Raw genomic sequence first — 16,554 nt, 5'->3', positions numbered from 1 at the left:
GCACGTGTAAGCAAAAGGAAAAGTGCATGTTTCGTGCGGGGGCACATCCGGGGATGTCGGTTGTCTGGAAGAGAGCGGCGTGGTTTTTTTCCGATCGGCGGGGCATAGCGGCCGTCGAGTTTGCCCTCATCGTGCCTGTCTTGCTGATCATGTATTTCATTACGATGGAGGCCTCGCAAGCCATCGAGGCCAGCAAGAAGGTCAGCCGCATCAGCTCCATGGTTGCCGACCTCGTCACGCAGCAAACGTCGGTGGTCAACGCAGATCTCACCGACATCATGAAGATCGGCAACTCCAGCCTTCAGCCTTACAACCGCTCGGTCGCCAATATCTCCATTACGGCAATCGACATCAGAACCGACCCGAACAATCCAATACCGCAAGCAAAGGTGGCGTGGTCCTGGAGCGTGCTGGATGGGAAGACTGGCCGCGACTCCAACCCGACAACTTCCACCACCGTTCCGGCGACGCTCAATGTTGCGGGGACTTTCCTCATTCGTGTCAAAACCACTCTAGCATACCAACCGATCATCTCCTGGTCGGAAGGCTCCGAAAAGCCGCTCGGATTTATCTCGGCCTTCAACAAAGGCAAGATAACGATGAGCGAAACCTACTATCTCAGGCCGCGCCGGGCAACGTCGATCCCCTGCAGCGATTGCTGAAGCAGTTCTACCCATTCAACCCGGGTTCATTGCGCGCTGCTGTCGGTACTGCCTGACACCAGGCGCACGATGGAAGCGGCCATCGCATAGTCACTCGCAGCGGCGAGCGTGAACCCTCCCGAATGTTTCGATTCCACGAAATCGTAGATTTCCGGCGACTGCGATCTGAGATTGGTGAGGAAGACGGTCAGTCGGCGTTTGGCTTCGGGGTCGAGATCGCTGCGGACGGCATGAGGGCCGTATCTGAGCACGCCGGAGGTCCAGATGATCTGGAGTGCGGCTTCTGGAATCCCCGCCGCCTCCAGTCGCGCCGCCGTGCCGTCCGGATCAGCCGGCTGATCGCCAGCAATCGCCGTCCGGTTTTCCGCCGCGGCCCGCTCCCAGCCGAACACGGCATCGGCCTGGCCATCGGCCAGCATCGCTTCTGCGGCGGCAGCCGAGCCGGCATGAGCGAGGAATGGCGCATCCTGGCTGATCTTGATGCCGTCGGCCGCCAGCCCGGCGAGCGGTAGAAGCGAACCGCCGACATAGTCGGAAGGCGCCATGGCGATGCGGTGCGTTTCCAGGGCCGCGAGATCGGAAAGCCTGCCGTCGCGCGTCAAAAGCACGGAGCGGATGCCCGTGGCACCGTCGGCGTCGACCGGCGCCACAAGAGGTTCGACGCAGCCGCAGCGCTCCGAGGCGGTGGCGTAGGCGGTCGCCGAATAGACCGCGTACTGAACCCGGCCATTGGCCTGCGCCTCGATCAGCGCCGCATAGTCATGCGCGACGACGAATTCCACCTTCATGCCGAGCGCCCTGCCGTAGGCGTCAGTCAGCATGGCCAGACCCGGAACCGTGTTGCCGGCGTCCGGCTCGGCAACGATGCCGATGCGAAACGTGCCGATCTGGTCGCGCCAGTCGGCGTGCGCGGCGAGCTGCGAGGCCAGGAGCGCTACAGTGGTCGCTAGTGCACTCCAACCGCGGTCAGCCCGTCTCATCGATCCATGCCCCGCACACCGTTTCCTTGAAGCGCATCGCATGTCTCAAGGATGCGTACAGCGCGCCTGCCCGACCTCGCGACTATTGCGCCAGGCCGCTGCCGCCTGGTTTACGATTTGCCAATGCCGCGACGGGACCTTATGTCTGGTCAACCAGACTGGCAATGACGGCACCGATGTCACGCGCTTTCCTCTTCGTTCTCGATTCTTTCGGCATTGGCGGCGCCGCCGATGCCGAACGCTATGGCGACGCCGGCTCGAACACATTCGGACATATCGCGCTGGCCTGCGCGGAAGCCCGCGCCGATCGCGAGGGCCTGCGCGAGGGACCGCTGAAGGTGCCCACCATGGTTTCGCTCGGTCTCGGCCGCGCAGCAGAAACCGCAACCGGCTTCCAATTCGACAGCAAAGCCGCCGTTTCAGCCTCCGCCTTCCACGGCGCCGCGCAGGAGATTTCGAGCGGCAAGGATACGCCGTCGGGTCACTGGGAAATCGCCGGGCTGCCCGTGCGGTTCGACTGGGGCTATTTCCCCGATAAGGTGCCCGCCTTCCCTGCCGAACTGACCGAAGCGATGATCCGCGAGGGTAAGGTGCCGGGCATTCTCGGCAACTGCCATGCGCCCGGCACGGAGATCATCGAGCGCTTCGGCGAGGAGCATATCCGCACCGGCCAGCCGATCTGCTACACCTCGGTCGATTCCGTCCTGCAGATAGCAGCGCACGAAGTTCATTTCGGCCTTGAGCGGCTCTACGAGTTCTGCAAGACGGTACGCCGGCTGGTCGATCCGCTGAAGATCGGACGGGTGATCGCACGGCCTTTCCTGGGCGAAACATCAGCCACCTTCGAGCGCACCTACAACCGCCATGACTACGCCGTGCCGCCGCCTGAGCCGACGCTGCTCGACCGCTTGACCGGGCGCGGCAGCCGGGTGATCGCGGTCGGCAAGATCGGCGACATCTTCGCCCACCGCGGTATCTCGGAAGTACGCAAGGCGCCCGGCAACATGGCAATGTTCGACAAGGCGCTGGGCGCGATGGACGATGCCGGCGACGGCGACCTGGTGTTCGCCAATTTCGTCGACTTCGACACCGAGTTCGGCCATCGCCGCGACGTCGCCGGCTATGCTGCGGCGCTCGAAGCCTTCGACCGCCGGCTGCCCGAGGCACTGGCAAAGCTGAAGCCGGGCGATCTGCTCATCCTCACCGCCGACCATGGCAACGATCCGACATGGCGTGGCACCGACCACACGCGCGAACGCGTCCCGGTCATCGGCACCGCACCGGGTCTCACGGGCGGCGACATCGGGCTCAGGACCACCTTCGCCGATATCGGCGAGACGGTCGCCGAACACCTCAAGCTGGCGCGCGGCCGCCACGGCGCTTCCTTCCATGCGGCGATAGGCGGCCATGCCTGAACTGCCCGAGGTCGAAACCGTCCGGCGCGGCCTGCAGCCGGTTCTGGAATGCGCGCGGATCGTGCGCGTCGAGGCGCGCCGGCCCGATCTCAGATTTCCGTTTCCGGCGAGATTTGCGCAGCGGCTGACCGGCAAGACCGTCATCGCGCTTGGCCGCCGCGCCAAATATCTCACCATACACCTGGACGATGGCCCGGTGCTGATCTGCCATCTCGGCATGTCGGGCTCGTTCCGCATCGAGGCCGCTGATGACAAAGAGACGCCCGGCACGTTCCATCAAGAGCGCTCGAAGAATGCCAAGCACGACCATGTGGTGTTCCATGTCGTGTCGCCTGTCGGCGTCCAGTCTCGCGTGGTCTTCAACGACCCGCGTCGCTTCGGCTTCATGCTGTTTGCGGAAGGCCTGGCCGACGCGCATCCGATGCTCGCGGGACTGGGCGTCGAGCCGACCGGCAATGCGCTGGAAGGCGCCCTGCTCGCCTCTCTGCTGAAGGGCCGCAGATCGCCGTTGAAGGCGGCGCTGCTCGACCAGAAGCTGATTGCCGGGCTCGGCAATATCTATGTGTCGGAAGCGCTGTGGCGCGCCGGCCTTTCGCCATTGCGCGAGGCAGGCACCATCGCCGGGACCAGCAAGAAGGCCAAGGAACAGAGCGAACGACTGGCCGAGGCAATCCGTTCGGTGATCGCCGATGCGATCGCCGCCGGCGGGTCTTCGCTGCGCGACTATGTGCACACAGACGGGTCGCTGGGCTATTTCCAGCATTCCTTCGCGGTCTACGATCGCGAAGGCGAGCCCTGTCCGACGCCCGGCTGTCCCGGCCACATCGAGCGCATCGTGCAAAGCGGCCGCTCGACCTTTTATTGCCGGACCTGCCAGCGGTAAGCTAGACGGTCCTTCAGTGCCGCAACCAGGAGGCCAGCCCATGAGCTATGAAACCATCATCGTCGAGACGCGCGGCAAGGTCGGCCTGATCACGTTGAACCGGCCCAAGGCGCTCAACGCGCTGAACGCGCAGGTGCTGGCGGATTTGCTGACGGCGGCAAAGGGGTTCGACGCCGATCCCGGCATCGGCGCCATGGTCATCACCGGTTCCGAGAAGGCTTTTGCGGCGGGCGCCGACATCAAGGAAATGCAGGCCGTCACCTACGCGGAGGCCTATGTGCAGGATTTCTTCGTCGGCTGGGAAGAGTTTACCCGTGCGCGCAAGCCGATGATCGCGGCGGTCGCCGGCTATGCACTGGGCGGCGGCTGCGAACTGGCGATGATGTGCGATTTCATCATTGCCGCCGACACGGCGAAATTCGGCCAGCCCGAAATCACGCTCGGCGTCATTCCCGGCATGGGCGGGTCGCAACGGCTGACCCGCTTTGTCGGCAAGTCGAAGGCCATGGACATGTGCCTGACCGGTCGGATGATGGATGCCGCCGAAGCCGAGCGCAGCGGCCTGGCCTCGCGCGTCGTGCCGGCCGGCGAGTTGATCGAGGAGGCGATGAAGGCCGCGGCCAGGATATCAGAGTTTTCACTGCCATCGGTGATGATGGCCAAGGAGGCAGTCAACCGCGCCTACGAGACGACGCTGGCGGAGGGACTGCGCTTCGAACGCCGGCTGTTCCACTCGCTGTTTGCGCTCGACGACCAGAAGGAAGGGATGGCCGCCTTTGCCGAGAAGCGGAAGCCGAATTTCACCAATCGCTAGAGTGGCGGCGGCGAGGACCAAAAAGAAGCCAAAGCGGCGTTGACGCGCCGGAAAAGCTGAACTATAAGCCGCTCCAATCGAGGCGGCCGTTGGCTGCCCGTTTGTTTTTTGCGCCCTGCGGCATCCCGCATGCGCCCACCAGATCAGAAGAGAGGCATCATGGCCAATACCTCCTCGGCCAAAAAGGCAACGCGCAAGATCGCCCGCCGCGCAGCGATCAACAAGAACCGCCGCTCGCGCGTGCGTACATATGTCCGCCAGGTCGAAGAGGCACTGGCTGCCGGCGACAAGGCAGCCGCGCTGGAAGCCTTCAAGACCGCAGAGCCGGAATTGATGCGCGCCGCGACCAAGGGCGTGATCCATAAGAATACGGCATCGCGCAAGGTGTCGCGTCTGGCTCACCGCCTCAAGGTGCTGTCGGCCTGATCGACCGTTCCTGAACTGTCGTTCTTTCAAACCCGGCCAATCGCGCCGGGTTTTTTCGTTTGCCGGCAAGCACTTAAAAAGAACGGCCGCAAAGCATGCCCGAGCCGCATTCCAGAGTCCGGAATGCTTTGCCGGCACATACACTCCCACTGATATTCCAATCCGCCGAAACGGCCCACGCCAATAAATTTGGCTGTCACAAATTGCTGATATTTTTCAGTGGCTTGCTGGAAGTGATCCACAGCTTGTTCACATCGCCTGTGGGCGACAGGCAGCAAGTTGGTGTCAAGCGAATTATTTCAGAAAATTTCAAACCGCACAGCCATTTTCATATTCGCGGCAAAAGGGTTTGAATCCCAATGGCTTTGTCAAAATATGCGCTTCCAGCACGGAGCCCGAACCGTTGTTCACTAACCAGATTCCTTAAAAATCCGTTAGAGGTGGCCTTGCCCTATCCACAGCGATTTCGGTAATGTCGGTCTATCGAAAGGGACGGGCCATTAGCCCTTAACCCAGCCTGAATCGGCCAGCTAACAGTGGCAGAATTCATGACGTGGATCAATTCCGCGAACGGGTATGGCTTGCCTTTTCGATACGATAGGGGACTGGCGTAATTGTACATGGCAGCTTGATGGCGCACCGGCGTTTTCGCCGGGTAGCACCGCTTTGCCCGAACATGTCAGACGGACTGGCCTTAAGCAGCCGGGACCGATCCCATTCTGACGAGGCAACGTCATCCGCCGGCGGCGGCGGTGGTGTTGTAGCGAAGATACGGTCGCCGGAAACATGGGTGCAGGAGGCGCACTCCCGGCGGAAAAAAGGTACAAAGGAAAAGGGACGCACAATCATGCAGAGCGGCATCGAGCGGGAGCTTACGGGCGACCTGCCATTTCCCGGAACATTGGTCGGAGCGCACGATATGGCGGCTTCCAGCGACGCGGAACAGAAGTTCGACCGGGTCAAGGCCCAGTTGAAGGCGCGCCTGGGAACCGAGGTCTATTCGAGCTGGTTCGGCCGTATGAAGGTGGCTGAGGCTTCCCGGGGCATTGTACGCATCTCGGTGCCCACGGCCTTCCTGCGCTCGTGGATCAATGGCCATTATCTCGATCTCATCGCCGATCTGTGGAAGCACGAGGATCCCGAAATCCTCAAGATCGAGATGGTCGTGCGCACCGCGACCCGTCCGGCCCGCAATGGCGTCGAACCCGAGGCCGTGCCGGCGCGCAAGATGACCAAGCATACGCAGACCGCATTGGCGGCCGGCACGGTCGGCCCCGGCAGGGTGGAGCGGGCGCCCGCCCCTCGTCCCGGCACGCCGATCGAGAGCGAATTCCGGCACAATGTGCTGGGGTCGCCGCTCGACCCGCGCTACACGTTCGGCTCCTTCATCGAAGGCCCGTCGAACCGGGTGGCTTTCGCCGCAGCCAAAGCCGTGGCGGAATCGCAGTCGAGCGCGGTGCGCTTCAACCCGCTGTTCCTTCATGCAACCGTCGGGCTCGGCAAGACGCACCTTTTGCAGGCGATTGCGGCCGAATCCCTGAAACAGAACCCGAAATCGCGCGTCGTCTATCTGACGGCCGAATATTTCATGTGGCGCTTCGCCACCGCGATCCGCGACAACAATGCGCTGACGCTGAAGGAACAGCTGCGCGACATCGACCTCTTGATCATCGACGACATGCAGTTCCTGCAGGGCAAGTCGATCCAGCACGAATTCTGCCATCTCATCAACATGCTGCTCGACAGCGCCAAGCAAGTGGTGGTTGCCGCTGACAGGCCGCCGTCGGAACTGGAATCGCTGGAACCGCGGGTGCGCTCGCGCCTCAATGGCGGTGTCGCGCTGGAAATGTCGGCGCCGGACTTCGCCATGCGCATCGGCATGCTCAAACTTCGGCTTGCCACCGCCAAGGTCGACGATGCATCGCTCAATATTTCGGAGGAGATCCTCAACCATGTCGCCCGCACGGTAACCGGCAGCGGTCGTGAGTTGGAGGGCGCGTTCAACCAGCTGCTGTTTCGTCAGTCGTTCGAGCCGGCGATCACCATCGACCGCATCGACGAAATCCTCGGCCACATCTATCGCTCTGGCGAGCCGAAGCGGGTGCGCATCGAGGACATCCAGCGCATCGTGGCGCGCCACTACAATGTGTCGAAGACCGAGTTGCTGTCCAACCGGCGCACGCGCACCATCGTGAAGCCCAGGCAGGTCGCCATGTACCTGTCGAAGGTATTGACGCCGCGCTCGCTGCCGGAGATCGGCCGGCGGTTCGGCGGGCGCGACCACACCACGGTGCTGCATGCGGTGCGCAAGATCGAGGACCTTTCCGGCGTCGACAACACGCTGGCGCAGGAACTGGAACTGTTGCGCAGGCTGATCAACGACCAAGCCTGATCGGCGCGGCAAACGGTCGTCGCGCTTTAAATTTTCTTGTTTTGATGCATGTCGTTGTCCCAAAACCGCTGCGCAGTTTCCGGCGACATGCATCGGTTGCCGGCCAACGTCCGCTTTATCCCCAGAAAGCCCGCTTAACCGGCGCGAACCGGTGGCCCGGACTTGCGTTTGCTGGCTTTTTCCTGTCAGTTTGCATAGATTCTGAGCCTGTTCAGACCTTTCGCGGGGCGCCGCCCACTGGTGACCCGTCCATTCATTCAAGCGAGCCTGTTTCGTCATGCGTGTTATCCTGGAACGGTCCAATCTCCTGAAGTCGCTCAACCACGTTCATCGCGTGGTCGAGCGGCGCAATACCATACCGATCCTGTCGAACGTGCTGCTCAGCGCCGAGGGCGCCAGCCTTGAAATGAAAGCCACCGACCTCGACCTCGAAGTGACCGAAGCGACGCCGGCAAAGGTCGAGCGCGGCGGGGCGACGACGGTTCCGGCGCACCTGCTCTACGACATCGTGCGCAAGCTGGCCGACGGCGCCGAAGTGATGCTGAAGACCGACGAGGACGGCAACGCCATGACGGTAACGTCGGGCCGCTCGAGCTTTCGCCTGCAATGCCTGCCGCAGTCCGATTTCCCGGAGCTTTCGGCGGGATCCTTCTCACACATCTTCCGGCTCGATTCCGTCGCCCTGAGAGGCCTTATCGAAAAGACCCAGTTCGCCATCTCCACCGAAGAGACGCGCTACTATCTCAACGGCATCTACCTGCACACGCATGAAACTGGCGGCAAGCTGAAGCTGCGTTCGGTGGCGACCGACGGCCACCGCCTGGCGCGCGCCGAGATCGACGCTCCGGCCGGGTCCGAAGGCATGCCGGGCATCATCATTCCGCGCAAGACGGTCAGCGAGTTGCAGAAGCTGGTCGACGATCCCGATGTCGCGGTGACCACCGAATTGTCCGACACCAAGATCCGCTTCACCATCGGCAGCGTGGTTCTGACCTCGAAGCTGATCGACGGCACTTTCCCGGACTACCAGCGCGTCATTCCGACCGGCAACGACAAGAAGCTGATCATCGACCGCCAGAGCTTCGCCGCCGCCGTCGATCGCGTCTCGACCATTTCCTCCGAGCGCGGCCGCGCGGTGAAGCTTTCGATCACCGAAGGCCAGGTGACGCTTGCCGTCAACAATCCGGATTCGGGCAGCGCAACCGAGGAACTGGCCGCTGATTACTCCTCAGACCCGATCGAGATCGGCTTCAACGCCAAATATCTGCTCGACGTCGCTGCTCAACTCACCGGCACGGAAGCCAAGTTCATGCTGGCCGATGCCGGTTCGCCGACGCTGATCCACGACATGGCCGATGAGACCGCGCTCTACGTGCTGATGCCGATGCGGGTGTAGCAGCCGCACTGCGGCACACTGCAGCATAATTGATTGCGGCGACTTCTACAGGCGGATAGCGGTTGCCGGAACAAAGTCACATAAGGAAGCTAACACTTACGAATTTCCGCAACTATGCGGCGCTGTCGATCGGCTTTTCCCCCGGCCCTGTGGTGTTTTCCGGCGACAACGGCGCCGGCAAGACCAATCTTCTGGAAGCCATCTCCCTGCTGACGCCGGGCCGCGGCCTGCGCCGTGCGCCCTATGTCGACGTGGCCCGCGAAGGCGGCGATGGCGGCTTTGCGCTCCACGCAAGGCTCGACGGGCCGGAGGGACAGGTCGAGATCGGCACCGGCATCACCGGGGGTGAAGCGGCCGGCGAGGGCGGTCGCAAGGTGCGCATCAATGGCGCGCCGGCACGGTCGGCAGACGCCATGCTGGAATGGCTGCGCGTCGTCTGGCTGACGCCGGCCATGGACGGCCTGTTCCCCGGACCTGCCGCCGACCGGCGGCGCTTTCTCGACCGGCTGGTTTTGGCTGTCGATCCCGGCCACGGCCAGCGTGCGCTCGATTACGAGAAGGCGATGCGCGGACGTAACCGCTTGCTTACGGAAGGCTCGCGCGATGGCGCCTGGTTCGACGCCATCGAGATGCAGATGGCCGAAACCGGCGTGGCGATCGCGGCTGCGCGCGCCGAACTGGTACGCCTGCTTACCGCCATGATCGACAGGCTGCCTTCCAGCGGGCCGTTTCCGCAGGCCGACATCAGCCTCTCCGGCGACCTTGAAAGCGACGTCGCCACAGCACCCGCCGTGGACGTCGAGGAACGCTATCGCGCCGCCCTTGCCGACGGCCGCGAGCGCGACCGCGCCGCCGGACGCACGTTCGATGGCCCGCACCGTTCGGATCTGCTGGTGCGCCACCGCCCCAAGGCGATGCCGGCCGAACTCTGCTCGACCGGAGAGCAGAAGGCGCTGCTGGTCGGCATCGTGTTGTCGCACGCAAGGCTGACCGGCGAGATGTCGGGGATGACGCCGATCCTGTTGCTCGACGAGATTGCCGCGCATCTCGATGCCGGCCGGCGCGCCGCGCTGTTCTCGATCCTGGAAGAGCTGAGCTGCCAGGCCTTCATGACCGGAACCGACGCCGCGCTGTTTTCCAGCCTGAGGGGACGCGCGCAGTTCCTCACCGTCGACCACGGCACGGTTGGGCCAACCGAAGAGACCTGACAAGCTTTTTGCTCCGCTATATGGTCCGGCAATGACCCCTGCCGCCCTCACCGACGAAGAGCTCGAACGCTATGCCCGCCACATCGTGCTGCCCGAGATCGGCGGCGCTGGCCAGCAGAGGCTGAAGCGGGCGCGGGTACTGGTGATCGGCGCCGGCGGCCTCGGCGCGCCGGTGCTGGAATATCTCGCTGCCGCCGGCGTCGGCACGCTTGGAATCGTCGACGACGATATTGTCTCGCTGTCCAATCTGCAGCGGCAAGTGATCCACGCCACCCATACGGTCGGCACGGCGAAGACCGAGAGCGCCAAAGCAGCGATCGCCCGGATCAATCCCCATGTCGCGGTGGAATTGCACGATTTCAGGCTGACGGCCGACAATGCTGCCGTCCTCGTCACGCGATACGACGTGGTCGTCGACGGCTCCGACAATTTCGAGACGCGCTATGTGGTGGCTGATGCCTGCGCGGCGGAAAAGCGGCCGCTCGTGCATGCCGCCGTCGGCCGCTTCGACGGCTCGGTGACGGTGTTGATGCCGTTCGGCACCGGCGCCGACGGCAGACCGAACCCTGGATATCGCGACCTCTTTCCCGAAGCGCCGCCAGAGGGGCTGGTGCCGTCCTGCGCCGTGGCCGGGGTCGTCGGTGCGCTGACCGGCGTCGTCGGCACGCTGCAGGCAATGGAAGCCATCAAGCTGATCACCGGTATCGGCGAACCACTGGTCGGCCGGCTGCTGCTCTACGATGCGCTGTCGGCGCGCTTCGACACGATCCGCTACAAGAGAAGCTGACCGCATGGATCAGCCTGCCAGTGTTTTGGTCACGCAGTTCGCCCCCGGCTTCGACCGCTGGGACGAACTGCTCAGCCTGATCATGCGCGCCTTTGCACCGATGGACGGCGTCATCGACCCGCCCTCCTCTGCGCATCTGCTGTGCGTCGAAAGCCTGAGGGACAAGGCTGGGCGGGAAACGGTGTTCGTGGCTCTGCAGGGCGGCCAGATCGCAGGCTGCGTTTTTGCGCTGGAGAGACCCGATGATTTCTATGTCGGCAAGTTCGCCGTCGAACTCGGGCTTCAGGGCCAAGGCATCGGCAGACGATTGATGCAGGCTGTCGAGGACCTTGCCCGCAACCGCAACAAACCCGCCATCGAACTGCAGACGCGGGTCGAGCTCACGGCAAATCACGCAACCTTTGCGCGTCTCGGCTTCCGCGAAACCGCGCGCACGGCGCATGACGGTTATGACCGGCCGACCTCGATCACCATGCGCAAGGAGTTCGCGTGAGCCTCGCCCTCAGCGCACAGGAGCAGACAATCGCCTCCGGCCATGACGGGGCGGCGATGGCGATGCGCATCGTTGCCGAAAGCGCTGCGCTGCTCGGCGCGCCGCGACTGATCCCGATCGCCTCGACGCATATAGACGGCGCGCTCTATCACGGCGATTCCGGCACGCTGTTTGCCGAAAGGCTGGTCGATGGCGGCGCCAGGGTCGCGGTGCGCTCGACGCTCAATGTCGGCGCGCTCGACCTGATGGGCTGCTCGCGCGTGCGCCTCGAAGAGCCGGCGCGCGGCATGGCGCGACGAATGATGGAGGCCTACCGCAAACTGGGCTGCGAGCAGAGCTGGACCTGCGCGCCCTATCAGGCCGGCCACAGGCCAGCGCTTGGCAGCGATGTCGCCTGGGGTGAATCCAACGCGGTGGTGTTCTGCAATTCGGTGCTGGGGGCACGCACCAACCGCTATGGCGACTTCCTCGACATCGCCTGCGCCATATCGGGCCGCGCGCCGGATTACGGCCTGCATCGCCCCGAGAACCGGCAGGCACGGCTGGTGTTCGATGTGTCCGGCCTCTCCGCCTCGTTCCTTGGTTCGGAGATCGCCTGGCCGGTGCTGGGCAACCTCTACGGCCGTGAGGTCGGCAACGCGGTCGGCGTCGTCACCGGCATATCCAGCCATCCCGGCGAGGATGCGCTGAAGGCCTTCGGCGCGGCGGCGGCATCGTCGGGCGCCGTCGGCCTGTTCCATATCGCTGGGGTAACGCCAGAAGCGCCCGACGCCGAGACCATCCTGGTGGGCGGCAGGCCGGAAACGATGATCCGCGTAACGCCGGAGATGGCCATGAAGGCCCGCGCCGGCCTGTCCACCGCAGCCACGCAGACCGCCATCGATGCCGTGGCGATCGGCAGTCCGCATCTGTCTTTGGCCGAATTCGATGCACTTGAGCGGCTGATTGGCGGGCGGCGGCTCAGCGTGCCGATTTACGCCTGCACCGGCCGCCACGTGCTCACCAGGCTGGAGCAGAACGGCAACCGCAAGATGCTCGAAGCCAGCGGCGTCATCATCGTCGCCGACACCTGCGTGGTGGTGACGCCGATCCTGCCGGATCTGGCCGACGGCATGCTGATGACCAATTCGGGAAAATTCGCGCACTACGCGCCGGGCAATACCGGTTACGCCGTGCTTTACGGCTCGCTGGCCGACTGCGTGGAAAGCGCGGTTGCCGGTAAGCCCAGGTTTACGGATATCGCCGCATGAATGCTGCAGCCGACATACTGGTGCCGGGCAGCGGAGGCGAAGGACTGGCCTTGGTGCTGACCGCGCCAATCAGCTTCTGGGGTGGCGTCGATCCGAAGAGCGGCCGCATCGCCGATGTCCGTCACCCGCAGCATGGCGAGACCATTTCCGGGCGTGTGCTGTTCCTGCCCGGCACGATCGGCTCGTCCTCAGCGTCAGCCGTGCTGATGGAACTCGTCCACAATGGCCATGCGCCGACGGCACTCGTGCTGCACGAGCCGGACGCGATTCTGCTGCTTGGCTTGATCGTGGCCAGGGAAATGGGCTGGCGGACGCCGGTAGCGCTCAGGCTCGGGCGCGACGATTTTGAGGCCTATCGCGGCAAGCGTGTGAGTGTCGCTGCGGATGGCGCCCTCACAACCGCAGCCTGAACGCGGCCCGCTTCAAGTCCGTAGCGGCAGCACGCGGTCCGGCGGCCGGTGGCCGTCGAAGAAGGCGCGGATGTTGATGATCACCTTCTCGCCCATGTCGATGCGGCCCTCGATCGTCGCCGAACCCATATGCGGCAAAAGCACGACCTTGTTCTTGGCGGCAAGCTTCAGCAGTTTCGAGTTCAGCGCCGGTTCGTGCTCATAGACGTCGAGGCCGGCGCCGGCGATCTTGCCGTCCTGGATCAGCTTGACCAGCGCTTCCTCGTCGATGATGTCGCCGCGCGCGGTGTTGACCACATAGGCGGTGGGCTGAAGCAGAGCCAGGCGCCGCGCCGAAAGCAGATGAAAGGTCGCCGGCGTCGACGGGCAATTGACCGAGATGATGTCCATGCGGGCAAGCATCTGGTCGAGGCTTTCCCAATAGGTCGCCTCCAGCCCTTCCTCGACCGCCGGCAGCACGCGATGGCGGTTATGGTAGTGGATGGACAGGCCGAAAGCCTTTGCGCGCCTGGCAACAGCGGTGCCGATGCGGCCCATGCCGACAATGCCGAGGCGCTTGCCCCAGATGCGCCGGCCGAGCATCCAGGTCGGCGACCAACCGGCCCATTTCTTGTCGCTGGTGAGCACATTGGCGCCTTCGGCCAACCGCCGCGGGCCGGCCAGCATCAGCGCCATGGTCATGTCGGCCGTATCTTCGGTCAGCACGTTCGGCGTGTTGGTGACGGTAATGCCTTTCTTGGCCGCCGCCGCCACATCGATCTTGTCGACGCCATTGCCGAAATTGGCGATCAGCTTGAGATTGTCGCCGGCCTGGGCAATCAGCGCCGCATCGATCTGGTCGGTGATGGTCGGCACCAGCACATCGGCTTCCTTGATCGCCGCGACCAGCTCCGGCTGCGTCATCGGGCGGTCCTCGACATTCAGCCTGGCGTCGAAGAGTTCGCGCATGCGGGTCTCGACCGGATCGGGCAGCTTGCGCGTGATGACGACGAGAGGCCGTTTTTTGCCTGCCATTGTTTCCTCGAACCCGATCTCGTTGAGACCTCTTTAACCAAGACAGGCGAAACTGAATACCGGTCGCGGTGCCTGCCACTCCTGTAACAAGCGGTGCCGCCGAAGACAAAGAAAAAGGGGCGCCCGGGCCAAAGGGCACGCGCCGAAAGGAATGAAAGTGTCTGGTTTCGCGTCGCTTCGCCTGATCCTCAGCGCAGCGCTTCTCGGCGCTCTCCTGCATTTCCCGCAAGCCGCGGCGCAAGGTGCCGCCGCACCTGTGCAGACGGTCACGCTCGGGCCGAGCGGCCTGCCGCTGCCGCGTTTCGTCAGCCTGAAATCGGCTCGCGTCAACTCGCGCGTTGGGCCCGGCGCCAACTATTCCGTCGACTGGATGTACACAAAGGCCGGCCTGCCTATGGAGATCATCCAGGAATTCGATACCTGGCGGCGCGTGCGCGATGCCGATGGCTCGGAGGGTTGGATCAACCAGTCGCTGCTGTCGGGCCGCCGGACCGCGATCGTCGCCCCCTGGCAGCGCACCAAGGGGGGCCGAATCAATCTGCTCGACGATGCCGACAAGGACGCCAGCGTCATCGCCATCATCGAGCCGGGCGTTACGGGCACGATCAAAACCTGCGATGGCCAGTGGTGCGAAATGACCTTCGACGGCCACACCGGCTGGATCGCCCAGTCGCAGGTGTGGGGCGCCTATCCCGGCGAGCACGTCAAGAATTGAGATTGCTGGAGGCCTAACGGCCGATACGGCCGAGATGGGTGTCCTGAAAACCGGTCGACAGTTTGAGACCGTAGCCGAGCGCGCGGTCGACGGCGATGTGGATGATCCAGATCAGACCAATCGCGGTCGCCGTCGAATTGGCCAGAACATATCCGGCGAGGGCCAGCAACAGCGGGACGATCAGGATGTGCAACGCGTTGTAAGCGACAGCGCCGATCCGTGCCCCGGCGAGATAGCCCAGCATCGACAGGTCGGGCGCCAGAATAAGCAGGGCGAACAGCCACCAGGAAACGCCTGACGCGGCATAGGCGACTATAGCCACGACCGCGACCGCAACCCATTCGAGCCGGATTGCAAAATCGACAGGTTTCACGGGTTGGGGCTTAAACGCTGCGCTTCGGGCGCAGCCTCACCACGATGTCGACATTGGCGATCTCCATGCCTGCGGGTGGCTCCGGCAGGTTGGAGACGGTCACCGGACCGCTTTCTATATCGAAGATCCTGTTTTCGCCTTCGATGTAAAAATGATGGTGATCGGAGGTGTTGGTGTCGAAATAGGTCTTGGACCCCTCGACCGCCAGGATGCGCAGCAGGCCGGCCTGGGTGAACTGGTGAAGCGCGTTGTAGACGGTGGCGAGCGAGACCGGCACGCCGGCGGCGACCGCCTCTTCATGCAGTTCCTCGGCCGAAAGGTGGCGGTCACCCTTGGCAAACAGCAGATCGGCCAGCGCAATGCGTTGGCGTGTCGGCCTGAGGCCGGCTTCGCGAACCCGCTTGTCCACAGCGACATTTTCCTTCCGGCCGCCCAGATCCATCTATCCGTCCAAGCCCACAGTTCTGCCTCAAGACACGCCCAGAGTGGCGAAAAAACGTCATCGGCCGAAACTGGACACCTCCCGACATATATTCTGTTGGCCGAATACGATCAATAGAGCGACGTGCGGCCAGTTGGACGCACCAAATGCGCTCTATCACTTTTGGCGTAGCATCGTGCTTTCTGGAAATCGGAATCGATTTCCAGGCCGATGCGAGAGCGCGCATTGACCCGGGCAGACGGGCGGGTTAAGCGCAAACGCCGGTTTCCGGCCCGAAAGGGATTGTGTTAGGAAACCAACGACAAGGGCGCCCCACCGCCCAGGACGATCATGGGGACGAGACATATGGCGGGTAAATCCAGCTACGGTTATGAGGAATTGCTCGCCTGCGCCCGCGGCGAGCTGTTCGGGCCCGGCAACGCCCAGTTGCCCTACCCGCCCATGCTGATGTTCGACCGCATCACCGAGATCAGCGAGACCGGCGGCGCCCACGACAAGGGCTTCATCCGTGCCGAATTCGACATCAAGCCGGACCTGTGGTTCTTCGCCTGCCATTTCATCGGCAATCCGATCATGCCGGGGTGCCTGGGCCTTGACGCCATGTGGCAATTGACGGGTTTTTACCTCGGCTGGCTCGGCGAGCCGGGCAAGGGCATGGCGCTGTCGACCGGCGAGGTCAAGTTCAAGGGCATGGTGACGCCTTCGGTCAAGAAGGTGGAATACGGCATCGATTTCAAACGCGTCATGCGTGGACGCCTGGTGCTCGGTATCGCCGATGGCTGGCTTAAGGCCGACGGCGAACCCATATACGCTGCGACAGACCTCAAGGTGGGGCTGTCCAAGCAATCGGCCGCCTGACCGGCGCCACTGCAGCAGGGCGTTCCCGGACGCGCA

General features: G+C 63.5%; 19 protein-coding genes. 14 read left to right on the top strand and 5 right to left on the bottom strand.

Translation table 11 applies throughout. From position 1 onward, the window contains the following. The first annotated feature begins 26 nt into the window (after positions 1 to 26). Positions 27 to 662, top strand: a complete 636-nt coding sequence (locus NKH35_RS02985; protein WP_023732430.1) for a TadE/TadG family type IV pilus assembly protein — start codon at positions 27 to 29, stop codon at positions 660 to 662. A gap of 26 nt (positions 663 to 688) precedes the next feature. On the opposite strand, the gene NKH35_RS02980 is transcribed toward NKH35_RS02985, so the two are convergent. After that, a complete protein-coding gene (locus tag NKH35_RS02980) occupies positions 689 to 1,642 on the bottom strand; it encodes a PhnD/SsuA/transferrin family substrate-binding protein (protein ID WP_023732431.1) in 954 nt (317 codons plus the stop codon). A gap of 176 nt (positions 1,643 to 1,818) precedes the next feature. Here NKH35_RS02980 and NKH35_RS02975 point away from each other — a divergent pair, with 176 nt between their 5' ends. The 4 genes from NKH35_RS02975 (at position 1,819) to rpsT (ending at position 5,180) form a co-directional block, all read left to right on the top strand. Further along, complete coding sequence (locus NKH35_RS02975) at positions 1,819 to 3,057, top strand: phosphopentomutase (RefSeq protein ID WP_023806291.1); 1,239 nt, start codon at positions 1,819 to 1,821, stop codon at positions 3,055 to 3,057. Next, a complete protein-coding gene (gene mutM / locus NKH35_RS02970; protein ID WP_023732433.1) occupies positions 3,050 to 3,940 on the top strand; it encodes a bifunctional DNA-formamidopyrimidine glycosylase/DNA-(apurinic or apyrimidinic site) lyase in 891 nt (296 codons plus the stop codon). Before NKH35_RS02975 ends, mutM begins: the two co-directional genes overlap by 8 nt. A gap of 40 nt (positions 3,941 to 3,980) precedes the next feature. Continuing rightward, positions 3,981 to 4,754, top strand: coding sequence for an enoyl-CoA hydratase (locus NKH35_RS02965; protein WP_023681994.1), 774 nt, complete (start codon positions 3,981 to 3,983; stop codon positions 4,752 to 4,754). A gap of 159 nt (positions 4,755 to 4,913) precedes the next feature. Beyond that, positions 4,914 to 5,180: a 30S ribosomal protein S20 gene (rpsT, locus tag NKH35_RS02960; protein WP_023681995.1), complete on the top strand. Its 267-nt coding sequence runs from the start codon at positions 4,914 to 4,916 to the stop codon at positions 5,178 to 5,180. Positions 5,181 to 5,206: 26 nt separating this feature from the next. On the opposite strand, the gene NKH35_RS02955 is transcribed toward rpsT, so the two are convergent. Beyond that, positions 5,207 to 5,422 carry a hypothetical protein gene (locus NKH35_RS02955; protein ID WP_156933890.1) on the bottom strand — a complete coding sequence of 72 codons (216 nt, stop codon included), beginning with the start codon at positions 5,420 to 5,422 and terminating at the stop codon, positions 5,207 to 5,209. A gap of 605 nt (positions 5,423 to 6,027) precedes the next feature. Here NKH35_RS02955 and dnaA point away from each other — a divergent pair. The 7 genes from dnaA to NKH35_RS02920 all read left to right on the top strand — a co-directional run bounded on the left by dnaA (position 6,028) and on the right by NKH35_RS02920 (position 13,116). After that, entirely contained in the window at positions 6,028 to 7,572 is a 1,545-nt protein-coding gene (gene dnaA, locus NKH35_RS02950; protein WP_031195619.1) for a chromosomal replication initiator protein DnaA, read from the top strand. Positions 7,573 to 7,849: 277 nt separating this feature from the next. Continuing rightward, on the top strand, positions 7,850 to 8,968 hold the full coding sequence (dnaN, locus tag NKH35_RS02945; protein ID WP_023669575.1) for a DNA polymerase III subunit beta: 1,119 nt from the start codon (positions 7,850 to 7,852) through the stop codon (positions 8,966 to 8,968). 62 nt (positions 8,969 to 9,030) lie between these two features. Further along, positions 9,031 to 10,176 carry a DNA replication/repair protein RecF gene (gene recF / locus NKH35_RS02940; RefSeq protein WP_023726852.1) on the top strand — a complete coding sequence of 382 codons (1,146 nt, stop codon included), beginning with the start codon at positions 9,031 to 9,033 and terminating at the stop codon, positions 10,174 to 10,176. Positions 10,177 to 10,207: 31 nt separating this feature from the next. Then, positions 10,208 to 10,963 carry a molybdopterin-synthase adenylyltransferase MoeB gene (locus NKH35_RS02935; protein WP_352597479.1) on the top strand — a complete coding sequence of 252 codons (756 nt, stop codon included), beginning with the start codon at positions 10,208 to 10,210 and terminating at the stop codon, positions 10,961 to 10,963. Between the two features lie 4 nt (positions 10,964 to 10,967). Next, a complete protein-coding gene (locus tag NKH35_RS02930; RefSeq protein ID WP_023696724.1) occupies positions 10,968 to 11,456 on the top strand; it encodes a GNAT family N-acetyltransferase in 489 nt (162 codons plus the stop codon). After that, the gene (locus NKH35_RS02925; protein ID WP_023818819.1) at positions 11,453 to 12,706 is read left to right on the top strand and encodes an aconitase X; all 1,254 of its coding nucleotides are present in this window, start codon (positions 11,453 to 11,455) and stop codon (positions 12,704 to 12,706) included. Before NKH35_RS02930 ends, NKH35_RS02925 begins: the two co-directional genes overlap by 4 nt. Further along, positions 12,703 to 13,116 carry an aconitase X swivel domain-containing protein gene (locus NKH35_RS02920; RefSeq protein ID WP_023732436.1) on the top strand — a complete coding sequence of 138 codons (414 nt, stop codon included), beginning with the start codon at positions 12,703 to 12,705 and terminating at the stop codon, positions 13,114 to 13,116. Before NKH35_RS02925 ends, NKH35_RS02920 begins: the two co-directional genes overlap by 4 nt. A gap of 12 nt (positions 13,117 to 13,128) precedes the next feature. Here NKH35_RS02920 and NKH35_RS02915 read toward each other — a convergent pair whose 3' ends face one another. After that, a complete protein-coding gene (locus NKH35_RS02915) occupies positions 13,129 to 14,130 on the bottom strand; it encodes a 2-hydroxyacid dehydrogenase (protein WP_023738187.1) in 1,002 nt (333 codons plus the stop codon). A 157-nt stretch (positions 14,131 to 14,287) separates the two neighbouring features. On the opposite strand from NKH35_RS02915, the gene NKH35_RS02910 reads away from it, so the two are divergent. Continuing rightward, on the top strand, positions 14,288 to 14,845 hold the full coding sequence (locus tag NKH35_RS02910; RefSeq protein ID WP_023703477.1) for an SH3 domain-containing protein: 558 nt from the start codon (positions 14,288 to 14,290) through the stop codon (positions 14,843 to 14,845). Between the two features lie 13 nt (positions 14,846 to 14,858). On the opposite strand, the gene NKH35_RS02905 is transcribed toward NKH35_RS02910, so the two are convergent. Both NKH35_RS02905 and irrA read right to left on the bottom strand, forming a co-directional pair. Further along, a complete protein-coding gene (locus NKH35_RS02905) occupies positions 14,859 to 15,218 on the bottom strand; it encodes a DUF4260 domain-containing protein (RefSeq protein ID WP_023669568.1) in 360 nt (119 codons plus the stop codon). Between the two features lie 10 nt (positions 15,219 to 15,228). Continuing rightward, complete coding sequence (gene irrA, locus NKH35_RS02900) at positions 15,229 to 15,660, bottom strand: iron response transcriptional regulator IrrA (protein ID WP_031193300.1); 432 nt, start codon at positions 15,658 to 15,660, stop codon at positions 15,229 to 15,231. Positions 15,661 to 16,005: 345 nt separating this feature from the next. On the opposite strand from irrA, the gene fabA reads away from it, so the two are divergent. Then, positions 16,006 to 16,518: a 3-hydroxyacyl-[acyl-carrier-protein] dehydratase FabA gene (fabA, locus tag NKH35_RS02895; protein ID WP_023696727.1), complete on the top strand. Its 513-nt coding sequence runs from the start codon at positions 16,006 to 16,008 to the stop codon at positions 16,516 to 16,518. Positions 16,519 to 16,554 lie beyond the last annotated feature (36 nt).

Origin of the sequence: Mesorhizobium sp. M1143, assembly GCF_040318435.1 — a bacterium.
GTDB lineage: Bacteria > Pseudomonadota > Alphaproteobacteria > Rhizobiales > Rhizobiaceae > Mesorhizobium.
This window is presented reverse-complemented; position numbering and strand designations above follow the sequence as displayed.